Below are 11,178 nucleotides of genomic sequence, written 5' to 3'. Positions count from 1 at the left end.
CCCCCCCCCAGCGCGGCAGGATCGAGGCGTGGAGGTTCAGGCAGCCCAGCGGCGGCGCGTCGAGGATCGCGGGCGGCAGGATCATGCCGTAGGCCACCACCACGGCGACGTCCGCGCCATGGCCCCGGAAGGTCTCGGCCGCCTCGGCGGTGCGCAGCGTCGCCGGGGTCAGGACCGGCAGGCCGAAGCGCTCGGCGAGCGCCTGCACGGGGGACGGCTTGAGCGCCATGCCGCGCCCGGCCGGCGCTGGCGCGCGGGTGTAGACCGCCACGACCTCGTGGCCGCCGCCGACGATCTCGGCCAGCGTCGGCACCGCGAAGTCCGGGGTGCCCATGAAGACGACCTTGAGGGACATGGCGGCGGTCCGGCCCTCAGGCGGCCTCGCGCTTGGCCGCCTTGGCGAACTTCTTGACGACCCGGTCGCGCTTGAGCTTCGACAGGTGGTCGATGAACAGCACGCCGTTGAGGTGGTCGATCTCGTGCTGCAGGCAGGTGGCGAGCAGCCCGTCGGCCTCCTGCTCCACCGTCTCGCCGTCGAGGGTGCGGAACCGCACCCGCACGCGGTCGGGCCGCGTCACCTCGGCGTAGTAGTCGGGGATCGACAGGCAGCCCTCCTCGTAGACCCGGGTCTCCTCCGACGACCAGACGATCTCGGGGTCGATCAGCACGAGGGGGGTGCGGGCCTCCTTCTCCTTGGAGGTGTCGATCGTGACCATGCGGGTGGGCACACCGATCTGGATGGCGGCGAGGCCGACGCCGGGGGCGTCGTACATCGTCTCCAGCATGTCCGCCGCGAGCTTGCGCACCTCGCCCGTGATCGTGCCGACCGGCGCGGAGGCCTCGCGCAGGCGCGCGTCGGGAAGGATGACGAGGGGACGGATGGTCATGTCGCGTGAAGAACCGTGTCGGGCCGGGGGGCGCCGCTGAAGTCCCGAGATAGGGATTCGCCCGGGTCCGGTCAAATCCCTCAAAGACCCGGGCGCTAGAACGCCGTGCGCTGGCGGATGGCGGCCGAGAGCGTGCCCTCGTCGAGGTAGTCGAGTTCGCCTCCCACCGGCACGCCGTGGGCGAGCTTCGTCACCTTCACGGGCAGGTGGCCGAGGAGCTCGGTGACGTAATGGGCCGTCGTCTGGCCGTCCACGGTGGCGTTGAGCGCCAGGATGATCTCCTTCATCTCCGGTACGCTCGCGCGCTCGACGAGGCGCGCGAGGTTCAGGTTCTCGGGCCGCACGCCGTCGAGGGCCGAGAGCACGCCGCCGAGCACGTGGTAGCGGGCCGTCACGGCGCCCGAGCGCTCCAGCGCCCAGAGGTCGGAGACATCCTCCACCACCACGAGCATCGAGGGATCGCGGCTGTGGTCGCGGCAGATGGTGCAGGGGTCGGAGGTGTCGACGTTGCCGCATTCGCGGCACACCACGATGCGCTCCGAGGCCACCCGCATCGCCTCGGCGAGGGGAGCCAGCAGCGTCTCGCGCTTCTTGATGAGCTGCAGCGCGGCGCGCCGGGCCGAGCGCGGCCCGAGGCCCGGCATCCGGGCCAGGAGCTGGATCAGGCGCTCGATCTCCGGACCGGCGACGGCTTGCGGCATGGCACTTCTGTCCGGGTGAAGGATCGATCGCGGGATCCCCTCTCCCGTGCGGGAGAGGGGCAGGGGTGAGGGTCCAGGTAGAGCCGCAGTGAAGCGGGGAGCGTGGTGAGGGGAGCGGAACGGGTCAGGGTGAAACTCTGACTGTGGTGCTGGCACCGGCAGCGTTCAGCCTCACTGCGGCTCCCTCCCGGGACCCTCACCCTGCCCCTCTCCCGCACGGGAGAGGGGTTCCCGCGCTCCCCGCGCCGCACGCGGCGGATGTGCGCAGGACCCAACAAAAAATTCGCTTAGAACGGCAGCTTCATGCCGGGCGGGAGCGGCAGGTCCTTGGTGAGTTCCTGCATCCGCTCCTGGGCGGCGCGCTCGCCCTTCTGGCGGGCGTCGTTCACGGCGGCGACGATCAGATCCTCCAGGATCTCCTTCTCGTCGGGCACGAGGAGCGAGGGGTCGACGGTCACGCCCTTCACGAGGCCCTTGGCGGTCATCGTCACCGCGACGGCGCCGCCGCCGGCCGCGCCCGAGACCTCGACGGTGTCGAGCTCGGCCTGCAGGTCGGTCATCTTCTGCTGCATGGCCTGGGCCTGCTTCATCAGCCCCATGATGTCGCGCATGGCGTGTCCTCGCGTGTCTCGCTCTCAATGTGGGGCGCCGCGCGCGATCCCGCTACAGGTCGGCCTCGGGCTCCTCGGGGGGCGGCGGCGGCGGCGCGTCGTCCTCCGGCTCCGACGCCTTCTCGCGCACGTCGATGATCTGGGCGCCGGGAAACCCCTTCAGCACGGCCTGGACCAGCGGATGGCTCGCCGCGCCCTGGTGGCGGCTCTCCAGAGCGGCCTTCGCGCGGGCGGCGAGCGTCGGCTCCCCGGCCTCGCGGGAGAGCGCCACCACCCAGCGCCGGCCGGTCCAGAGGTCGAGGGCGCGGGCGAGGTCGTTGGGAAGGGTCGCCCGCCCGCCCTCGGCGAGGCGGAACTCGATGCGCCCGTCCTCGAACCGCACGAGATGCACGTCGCGTTCGAGCGCGATCTTGAGGGTGATGTCGCGCTGCGCGTCGGCGAGGGCCACCACGTCCTCGAAGCGGCGCAGACGCATTCCCGGCTCCGCCGCGGCGGGTCGGGCGGCGGGGCGGGGCGGGGCGGCCTCCTGGCGGACGTCCGGGGCCGCATGGGCCTCCGGCAACTGGCGGGCCTCCGGGACCGCCCGCGCCTCCGGCAGCGCGCGGAGGTCCGGCACGGCGCGCGCCTCGGGCAGCGGCCGCGGGTCCGGCAAGGCCCGCAGCGCCGCCGGCCCGCCCGACGGCGAGGTCGGCGCGGCGCGGGCGGGCGCGGCTCCCGGGAGGGCGCCGCCCTCCCTGACCTGCCGCAGCGCCTCGTCGGGCGTCGGCAGGTCGGCGGCGTAGATCAGGCGCACCAGCGCCATCTCGGCCGCGGCGAGCGGGCGGGGGGCGGCCTGCACCTCGGGGATGGCCTTCAGCAGGATCTGCCACGCCCGCGACAGGGCGCGGATCGAGAGCCGGTCGGCGAAATCGCCGCCGCGGCCGCGCTCGGCCTCGCTCAGGCCCGTGTCGGCCCGCGCGGTGTCGGGGGCGACCTTGAGGCGGGTGACGAGGTGGGTGAACTCGGCGAGGTCCTGGAGCACCACCGAGGGGTCGGCCCCGGCCTCGTGCTGGGCGCGCAGTTCCGCGAAGGCCGCGGCCGCGTCGCCCCGCATGCAGGATTCGAACAGGTCGATGATCCGCGCCCGGTCGGCGAGGCCCAGCATGTCGCGCACGGTCTCGGCCGCGACGCGGCCCGCGCCGTGCGCGATGGCCTGGTCGAGGAGCGAGAGCGAATCGCGCACCGAGCCTTCCGCCGCCCGCGCGATGGCGGCGAGCGCCTCGGGCTCGGCCGCAACACCTTCCGCCTCGCAGATGCGCTGCAGGTGGGCGATCAGCGCGCCCGCCTCGACGCGGCGCAGGTCGAAGCGCTGGCAGCGCGACAGGATGGTGACCGGGACCTTGCGGATCTCGGTGGTGGCGAAGACGAACTTCGCGTGCGGCGGCGGCTCCTCCAGCGTCTTCAGGAAGGCGTTGAACGCCTTCTCGGACAGCATGTGGACCTCGTCGACGATGTAGACCTTGTAGCGCGCCGAGACGGGCGCGTAGCGGATGCCGTCGATGATCTGGCGGACGTCGTCGATGCCGGTGTGGGAGGCGGCATCCATCTCCAGCACGTCGATGTGGCGCGACTCCATGATCGCCGCGCAGTGCAGGCCGAGCCCCGGCATGCGGATGGTCGGCCCGGCCTTCGGATCGTCGGCGAGCGCGTAGTTGAGGCCGCGGGCCAGGATGCGGGCGGTGGTGGTCTTGCCCACCCCGCGCACGCCCGTGAGCATCCAGGCCTGCGGGATGCGCCCGGCCTCGAAGGCGTTCGCCAGCGTGCGCACCATCGCGCCCTGGCCGATCAGGTCGTCGAAATCCTTGGGGCGGTACTTGCGCGCCAGCACCCGGTAGGGCGTTGGGGCGGAGGGCGTCGGGGGACGCGGCGCCGCAAAACCCGGGAAACCCGGCTCGTCGGTCGAGGGCGTGCCGGAGGTCTCGTCCATGCGCTGAGCATCGGGAGGCGGGCCGGGCCGCGAGGCCCGGCGCACGCGCTCGTGGCGAGGGGTGGGAGGCTGGACGAGAACCCGCTCGTTCTCGTTAGGGCTGCTTCCTTCCGGACCTGACCCGGTTGGCGAGTGAAACGTCCCCCGCCAACCTCCCGGCGCCTATATGAGCGGGCGGCCCCGGAAACGCAAGCGCGGGGTTGCCCCCCACGGAGGACCCCGATGACGCTCCGCCCCACCCTCCGCCTCGCCCTCGCGGCGAGCCTTCTCGGCGCCGTCCCGGGCCTGCCCGGGTCCGCCCGCGCCGCCGAGACCTACGGCCCCGAACTCGAAGGCTTCGACTATCCCCATGAGGTGCGCCGCCATGGCCTCACCTCGCAGGGCCAGGGCCTGACGATGGCCTACATGGACGTGGCGCCGGCCGGCCCGGCGAACGGTCGCACGATCGTGCTGCTCCACGGCAAGAATTTTTGCGCCGCCACCTGGGAGGCGACGATCGGCGTGCTGGCGAAGGCCGGCTACCGCGTGCTCGCCCTCGATCAGGTCGGGTTCTGCAAGTCCACGAAGCCGCAGGGCTACCAGTTCAGCTTCCAGCAGCTCGCCACGAACACGCGCGGCTTGCTGCAGGCCCTCGGCATCCCGCGCGCGACCATCATCGGCCACTCCATGGGCGGCATGCTGGCCGCCCGCTACGCCCTGATGTTCCCGGAGGCGGTCGACCAGCTGGTGATGGTCGATCCCCTCGGGCTGGAGGACTGGCAGGCGAAGGGCGTGCCCTACCAGACGATCGAGAAGAACTACGAGCAGGAGCGCAAGACCACGGCCGAGAGCATCAAGGCCTACCAGTTGCGCTTCTACTACGACGGCCAGTGGAAGCCGGACTACGATCGCTGGGTGCAGATGCAGGCCGGGCTCTACGCGGGTCCGGGCGCCGAGCGGGTGGCGTGGAATCAGGCCCAGACCTCGGACATGGTCTTCACCCAGCCGGTGGTGCACGAGTTCGAGCGGATGCGGGTGCCGACCGTGCTGATCGTGGGCGGCAAGGACCGCACCGCGCCCGGCGCCAACCGCGCGCCCGCCGACCTCGCCCGCACCCTCGGCCGCTACGACCAGCTCGGCCCCGAGGCGGCCCGGCGCATCCCGGACGCGAAGCTCGTGGAATTCTCCGACCTCGGCCACTCGCCCCAGGTCGAGGCGCCGGACCGGTTCCACGAGGCGCTGCTGAAGGAGCTGGCGGGGACGTGAGCCAGCGCCCCGTCCCGCCCTACGCCTGCACCGGCACGCGGATCAGCGTCTGCATCCCGGCGGCGCACAGGGTCCGGCGCCCGCCGCGCTCGCCGTAGACCTTCAGGTCGCAGACCGTGAGGGTGCGGCCTGCGCGGATCACCTCGCCCGACGCCACCAGCCGCTCGCCCTCGGCCGGGGCGACGAGGTTCAGCTTGAACTCGACCGTGAGCACGTTCGTGCCGGCGGGAAACAGCGTGAAGCCGGCGTAGCCGCCGGCCGAATCGGCGATCGCCGCAGTGGCGCCGGCGTGGAAATAGCCGTTCTGCTGCGTCAGCGCCGGCCGGTAGGGCAGGGCGATCTCGACCCGGCCCGGCGCGATCAGGATCAGCTCCGCCCCCAGGGTGGCCATCAGGCCCTGGCGGGCGAAGCTGTCCCGCACGCGCGCCGCCGCGTCGGGGTCGCGGAATTCATGCTGGCTCATCGTGGTAGGCTCATCGCGGTCTGGCTCATCGCGGGCTTCCGGGCTGCCGGACCATGGCCGAGAGCGGGATCGCGAGGCAAGCCGGGCCGGGACAAAGGTGAATCCAATTCATCACTGGCTGCAAAATGCGCGTTTGCCGCCCCGCATCCCGGCTGGCACGGTGCTCCCAACGAGAACGCGAGGAAACGCCCCGGCCCCTGTGCCGGAGAGCCGGAGCGAGGCGAGACCCGCCCGACCCCTCCCGTTCGCCATGCGAACGCGGTCGATCCGCGACAGGGAGGGTTACTGTGCTTCTGTCCGACAAGGTGTGCCTGATCACGGGCGCCGCATCCCTTCGCGGCATCGGCCGCGCCACGGCCCGCCTCTTCGCCGAGCACGGCGGCCGGGTCGTCATCCTCGATCTCGACGCGGGCCAGGCCGAGGCGGCGGCCCGCGAGATCGGCCCCGGCCATCTCGGCCTCGCCTGCAACGTCGTCGATCGGGCCGCCTGCCAGCGCGCCGCCGACGAGGTGGTGGCGCGCTTCGGGCGCATCGACGTGCTCGTCAACAACGCCGGCATCACCCAGCCGCTCAAGATCATGGACATCGCGCCTGAGAACTACGACGCGGTGACGGACGTGAACCTGCGCGGCACGCTCTACATGAGCCAGGCGGTGATCCCGCAGATGCGGGCGCAACAATCCGGCTCGATCGTCTGCATGTCGTCGGTCTCGGCCCAGCGCGGCGGCGGCATCTTCGGCGGGCCGCACTACAGCGCGGCGAAGGGCGGCGTGCTCGGCCTGTGCAAGGCGATGGCCCGCGAGCTCGGCCCCGACGGCATCCGCGCCAACGCCGTGACGCCCGGCCTGATCCAGACCGACATCACCGGCGGCAAGCTCACCGACGAGCTCAAGGCCGAGATCATCAAGGGGATCCCGCTCGCGCGCCTCGGCGTCGCCGACGACGTCGCCAAGGCCTGCCTGTTCCTGGCCAGCGACCTCTCCGCCTACACCACCGGCGCCGTGATCGACGTCAACGGCGGCATGCTCATCCACTGACGGCGGGAGGAACCCCATGTCGACGGCTCAAGGCCAAACCCGGGAGCGATCGAACGTCTCGCTCCCCGAGCGGGCCTACCGCATCCGCCGCAACGCGCTGCGGATGGGGGAGGTGCAGGGCCAGGGCTACATCGCCCAGGCGCTCGGGATCGCGGACGTGCTCGCGGTCTCCTACTTCCACGCCATGACCTACCGGCCCGAGGATCCCGAATGGGAGGACCGGGACCGCTTCCTGCTCTCGATCGGGCACTACGCCATCGCGCTCTACGCGGCGCTGATCGAGGCCGGCATCCTGCCGGAGGACGAGCTGGAGACCTACGGCTGCGACGACAGCCGCCTGCCGATGTCCGCCATGGCGGCCTACACCCCCGGCATGGAGATCACCGGCGGCTCCCTCGGGCACGGGCTCGGGATCGCGGTCGGCTTCGCCCTTGGGCTCAAGCGCAAGGGCTCCAAGTCCTTCGTCTACAACATGTTCTCGGACGGAGAGCTCGACGAGGGCTCGACCTGGGAAGCCGCGATGTCGGCGGGCTCGTTCAAGCTCGACAACCTGATCGGCATCGTGGACGTCAACGGCATGCAGGCGGACGGTCCCTCGACGGGCGTCCTCAACTTCGAGCCGCTGGCCCCGAAATTCGAGGCCTTCGGCTGGTTCGTGCAGCGGGTCGACGGCAACGACATCGACGCGCTGGTCGCGGCCTTCGACGCCGCCAAGGCGCATCCGGAGCCCAAGCCCCGGATCATCATCTGCGACACGACCATGGCCAAGGGCGTGCCGTTCCTCGAAGCCCGCGAGCGCAACCACTTCCTGCGCGTCGAGGCGGCGGAATGGCAGCAGGCACTGGCGATCCTGTCCGAGGGGAGGGCGGAATGAGACGCTCGAAGTACGAGAGGCCGACGCACCTGCTGCAGGGCGGGCCCCGGCTCACCACCTCGGCGATGATCGCCTCGCTCGCCGCCCCCGGGCAGCGCACCAAGGCGGCGCCCTTCGGCCACGCGCTCGCGGCGCTGGCCGAGGAGCGGCCCGACATCGTCGGCCTGTCGGCGGACCTGAGCAAGTACACCGACCTGCACATCTTCGCGCAAAAACATCCCGACCGCTTCTACCAGATGGGGATGGCCGAGCAGCTGCTGTTCAGCGCCGCGGCGGGGCTGGCCCGCGAGGGCTTCATGCCCTTCGCCACCACCTACGCGGTCTTCGCCGCGCGCCGGGCCTACGACTTCATCTGCCTGGCGATCGCGGAGGAGAACCTGAACGTCAAGATGGCCTGCGCGCTGCCCGGTCTCACCACCGGCTACGGGCCGAGCCACCAGGCGACGGAGGATCTGGCGATCTTCCGCGGCCTGCCGAACCTGACGATCATCGACCCGTGCGACGCGCACGAGATCGAGCAGGTGGTGCCCGCCATGGCGGCGCATCAGGGGCCGGTCTACCTGCGGCTCCTGCGCGGCAACGTGCCCCTCCTCCTCGACGAGTACGGCTACCGCTTCGAACTCGGCAAGGCGAAGACGATCCGCGACGGGCGCGACGTGCTGATCATCTCCTCCGGCCTGATGACCATGCGGGCGCTGGAGGCGGCGCAGGCGCTGGCCGACGACCGCGTCGACGTCGCGGTGCTGCACGTGCCCACCATCAAGCCCCTCGACGAGGCGACGATCCTGGCCGAGGCCCGCCGCGGCGGGCGGCTCGTGGTGGTGGCCGAGAACCACACGGTGATCGGGGGGCTCGGCGAGGCGGTGGCGGGCGTGCTGATGCGCGACGGCATCCGGCCCGACAAGGGATTTCGGCAGATCGGCCTGCCGGACGAGTTCCTGGACGCGGGCGCCCTGCCGACGCTGCACGACCGCTACGGCCTCTCGACCGCAGCCGTCACCCGGAGGATCCGCGAATGGCTCTAGAGCCGGTCGCCCAGCTTCCCCTGGCCTTCCTGGGCCTCGGCGCGATGGGGCGGCCGATGGCCGGGAACCTCGTCCGCAAGGGATTTGCGGTGCGCGGCTACGACCTGCGCCCCGAGAGCCGCAGCGCCTTCGCGGCGGCGGGCGGGACGGCGGCCGGGAGCGTGGCGGAGGCCGCCGCGGGGGCCGGCACCCTGGTGCTGATGGTGGTGAACGCCGCCCAGGCCGAGGCGGCCCTGTTCGCGGACGGCGCCCTCGCGGCGCTGGCGCCGCAGGCCGCCGTGATCCTGATGGCGACCTGCCCGCCCGACGCGGTGGCGCAGCTCGCCGCCCGGGTCGAGGCGACGGGCCGGCGCTTCGTCGACGCGCCGGTCTCCGGCGGGGTCGTGGGCGCCGAGGGCGCCTCGCTCACCATCATGGCGGCGGCAGACCCTGAGGTGCTCGCCACCGTGCGGCCGGTGCTCGACGCGCTCGGCACCCGTGTCTTCCACGTCGGCACCCGGGCCGGGCAGGGGGCCACCGTCAAGGCGGTCAACCAGCTCCTGTGCGGCGTGCACATCGCGGCGGCCGCCGAGGCGCTGTCGCTGGCCGAGAAGGTCGGGGTCGACCTGGCGGTGGTGCTGGAGATCCTGTCCGGCTCCTCGGCCGCGAGCTGGATGCTGCGCGACCGCGGCCCGCGCATGCTGGAGGCCGAACCGCGCATCACGAGCGCGGTGGACATCTTCGTCAAGGACCTCGGCATCGTGCTGGAGGCCGGGCGCGACCAGAAGGCGGCGATGCCGCTCGCGAGCCTCGCCCACCAGCTCTTCCTTGCGACCTCCGGGCGCGGGGACGGCGGGGCCGACGACAGCCAGGTGATCCGCTCCTACCGGATGCTGAACGGCGCCGGGTAGGGCGGGGGCGGCATCCCCTCTCCCGGGTGGGAGAGGGGCAGGGGTGAGGGTGTGACGCTTCAGAATGAAGCGATCGGCGTGGTGAGGGGAGCGGAACGGATCAGAGCTCATCACCAGGCGTCGTGCCGGGAGCGGTACCGTCCAGACTACTTGTTGAACCCTCCGGCACCCTCACGCGGGATCTTCGATCCCCTACCCCTCTCCCACACGGGAGAGGGGATGCTGCCCGCGCCTCGTTCTTGAATGTGAGAGGCTGTTGATTGATTTCGGATTGAGAAATCCTTCCAATCAACAGAAACAAAATACAGAAAGCGTCACCTGCGAAGCATGACGCCTCGAAACACGCAGTTCTGACCGAAACGCTCTTCGCCGCGACCGAACATCTTCGGGCGTGATCGCGAGCACGTCCGAACAAGACCGGGCCAGCCGGCTCCGATCGATCAGTCTCAATTCTGGGAGAACGCCATGTCGACAGTCATGCTCAGCCGGCGCACGCTGCTGGCCGGTGCCGCCAGTGTTCCGCTCGTCGCGGTCCTGCGCCGGCCCGCGAACGCGGCGGAGTTCGAGTACAAGCTCGCCACCGGCCAGGACCCGACCCACCCGGTGAACATCCGGGCGCAGGAGGCGCTGAACCGCATCCGCGAGGCCTCCGGCGGGCGGCTCGACATCAAGCTCTTCCCGGCCAACCAGCTCGGCTCGGACACCGACCTGCTCTCGCAGGTGCGCAACGGCAGCGTCGAGTTCTTCAACCTCTCGACCTCGATCCTGGCGACCTTCGTGGCCGCGGCCTCGCTGCCCAACACCGGCTTCGCCTTCAAGGATTACCCGGCCGTGTGGACCGCGATGGACGGCGGCCTCGGCGGCTACGTCCGCGAGCAGATCGCTAAGACGCCGATCCAGGTCGTGTCCAAGGTCTGGGACAACGGCTTCCGGCACATCACCTCCTCCACCCGCGAGATCCGCACGCCCGAGGACCTCAAGGGCTTCAAGATCCGCGTCCCGCCCGCCCCGATGCTGACCTCGCTGTTCAAGGCCCTCGACGCGGGCGCCGCACCCCTGAACTTCAACGAGCTGTACTCCGCGCTGCAGACCAAGATCTTCGAGGGCCAGGAAAATCCGCTCGCCATCACGGCGACGACGCGGCTCTACGAGGTGCAGAAATCCTGCAGCCTCACCGGCCACGTCTGGGACGGCTACTGGATGCTCGGCAACAAGCGCGCCTTCCAGCGCCTGCCCGAGGATCTGCGCGCCCTCGTCACCCGGGAGCTCGACCGCTCCGCCGACGACCAGCGCGCCGACATCGTCCGCCTGAGCGACACGCTGCGCCAGGACCTCACCGCCAAGGGCATCAAGTTCATCGAGGTGGATCGGGCGCCGTTCCGCGATGCGCTCGGCCGCACGACCTTCTACAAGGACTGGAAAGCCAAGTTCGGCGACGCGGCCTGGGGCCACCTGGAAGCCGCCTCCGGCAAACTGGCC

Annotated in this window: 12 protein-coding genes and 1 other RNA gene; 6 read left to right on the top strand and 7 right to left on the bottom strand. The window is 71.4% G+C overall.

Annotation, left to right across the window (positions count from 1 at the left end; translation table 11 throughout):
* The 6 genes from ACKUB9_RS33325 to ffs all read right to left on the bottom strand — a co-directional run.
* The coding region (locus ACKUB9_RS33325) for a methionyl-tRNA formyltransferase (protein ID WP_410824365.1) at positions 1-355 on the bottom strand (355 nt) is incomplete at its 3' end.
* A gap of 16 nt (positions 356-371) precedes the next feature.
* Positions 372-887 (bottom strand): peptide deformylase, encoded by a 516-nt coding sequence (gene def, locus ACKUB9_RS33320; protein ID WP_407530835.1) that lies wholly within the window; start codon positions 885-887, stop codon positions 372-374.
* Positions 888-982: 95 nt separating this feature from the next.
* Positions 983-1,588 (bottom strand): recombination mediator RecR, encoded by a 606-nt coding sequence (gene recR / locus ACKUB9_RS33315; protein WP_407530833.1) that lies wholly within the window; start codon positions 1,586-1,588, stop codon positions 983-985.
* Positions 1,589-1,875: 287 nt separating this feature from the next.
* On the bottom strand, positions 1,876-2,199 hold the full coding sequence (locus tag ACKUB9_RS33310) for a YbaB/EbfC family nucleoid-associated protein (RefSeq protein WP_407530831.1): 324 nt from the start codon (positions 2,197-2,199) through the stop codon (positions 1,876-1,878).
* Positions 2,200-2,251: 52 nt separating this feature from the next.
* Positions 2,252-4,165: a DNA polymerase III subunit gamma/tau gene (locus ACKUB9_RS33305; protein WP_407530829.1), complete on the bottom strand. Its 1,914-nt coding sequence runs from the start codon at positions 4,163-4,165 to the stop codon at positions 2,252-2,254.
* 60 nt (positions 4,166-4,225) lie between these two features.
* Positions 4,226-4,322: signal recognition particle sRNA small type (gene ffs / locus ACKUB9_RS33300), an RNA gene on the bottom strand.
* Between the two features lie 65 nt (positions 4,323-4,387).
* On the opposite strand from ffs, the gene ACKUB9_RS33295 reads away from it, so the two are divergent.
* Positions 4,388-5,410 (top strand): alpha/beta fold hydrolase, encoded by a 1,023-nt coding sequence (locus ACKUB9_RS33295; RefSeq protein ID WP_407530827.1) that lies wholly within the window; start codon positions 4,388-4,390, stop codon positions 5,408-5,410.
* 19 nt (positions 5,411-5,429) lie between these two features.
* Here ACKUB9_RS33295 and ACKUB9_RS33290 read toward each other — a convergent pair whose 3' ends face one another.
* On the bottom strand, positions 5,430-5,873 hold the full coding sequence (locus ACKUB9_RS33290) for a PaaI family thioesterase (RefSeq protein WP_407530826.1): 444 nt from the start codon (positions 5,871-5,873) through the stop codon (positions 5,430-5,432).
* 287 nt (positions 5,874-6,160) lie between these two features.
* On the opposite strand from ACKUB9_RS33290, the gene ACKUB9_RS33285 reads away from it, so the two are divergent.
* The 5 genes from ACKUB9_RS33285 to ACKUB9_RS33265 all read left to right on the top strand — a co-directional run.
* Positions 6,161-6,910 (top strand): SDR family NAD(P)-dependent oxidoreductase, encoded by a 750-nt coding sequence (locus ACKUB9_RS33285; RefSeq protein WP_407530824.1) that lies wholly within the window; start codon positions 6,161-6,163, stop codon positions 6,908-6,910.
* 16 nt (positions 6,911-6,926) lie between these two features.
* Complete coding sequence (locus tag ACKUB9_RS33280; RefSeq protein WP_407530822.1) at positions 6,927-7,784, top strand: transketolase; 858 nt, start codon at positions 6,927-6,929, stop codon at positions 7,782-7,784.
* On the top strand, positions 7,781-8,809 hold the full coding sequence (locus ACKUB9_RS33275) for a transketolase family protein (RefSeq protein ID WP_407530820.1): 1,029 nt from the start codon (positions 7,781-7,783) through the stop codon (positions 8,807-8,809). The genes ACKUB9_RS33280 and ACKUB9_RS33275 overlap by 4 nt, the downstream gene beginning before the upstream one ends.
* Positions 8,800-9,699 carry an NAD(P)-dependent oxidoreductase gene (locus tag ACKUB9_RS33270; protein WP_407530819.1) on the top strand — a complete coding sequence of 300 codons (900 nt, stop codon included), beginning with the start codon at positions 8,800-8,802 and terminating at the stop codon, positions 9,697-9,699. Before ACKUB9_RS33275 ends, ACKUB9_RS33270 begins: the two co-directional genes overlap by 10 nt.
* Before the next feature lie 465 nt (positions 9,700-10,164).
* On the top strand, positions 10,165-11,178 hold a 1,014-nt coding region (locus tag ACKUB9_RS33265), incomplete at its 3' end, for a TRAP transporter substrate-binding protein (RefSeq protein WP_407530817.1).

This window comes from Methylobacterium oryzisoli, assembly GCF_046557895.1.
Classification (GTDB): Bacteria; Pseudomonadota; Alphaproteobacteria; order Rhizobiales; family Beijerinckiaceae; genus Methylobacterium; species Methylobacterium oryzisoli.
This window is presented reverse-complemented; position numbering and strand designations above follow the sequence as displayed.

Excerpts from the sequence above, each read along its gene's own strand:
- def (WP_407530835.1), bottom strand. The coding sequence starts at position 887 with ATGACCATCCGTCCCCTCGTCATCCTTCCCGACGCGCGCCTGCGCGAG.
- recR (WP_407530833.1), bottom strand. The coding sequence starts at position 1,588 with ATGCCGCAAGCCGTCGCCGGTCCGGAGATCGAGCGCCTGATCCAGCTC.
- ACKUB9_RS33310 (WP_407530831.1), bottom strand. The coding sequence starts at position 2,199 with ATGCGCGACATCATGGGGCTGATGAAGCAGGCCCAGGCCATGCAGCAG.
- ACKUB9_RS33305 (WP_407530829.1), bottom strand. The coding sequence starts at position 4,165 with ATGGACGAGACCTCCGGCACGCCCTCGACCGACGAGCCGGGTTTCCCG.
- ACKUB9_RS33295 (WP_407530827.1), top strand. The coding sequence starts at position 4,388 with ATGACGCTCCGCCCCACCCTCCGCCTCGCCCTCGCGGCGAGCCTTCTC.
- ACKUB9_RS33290 (WP_407530826.1), bottom strand. The coding sequence starts at position 5,873 with ATGAGCCAGCATGAATTCCGCGACCCCGACGCGGCGGCGCGCGTGCGG.
- ACKUB9_RS33280 (WP_407530822.1), top strand. The coding sequence starts at position 6,927 with ATGTCGACGGCTCAAGGCCAAACCCGGGAGCGATCGAACGTCTCGCTC.
- ACKUB9_RS33275 (WP_407530820.1), top strand. The coding sequence starts at position 7,781 with ATGAGACGCTCGAAGTACGAGAGGCCGACGCACCTGCTGCAGGGCGGG.
- ACKUB9_RS33270 (WP_407530819.1), top strand. The coding sequence starts at position 8,800 with ATGGCTCTAGAGCCGGTCGCCCAGCTTCCCCTGGCCTTCCTGGGCCTC.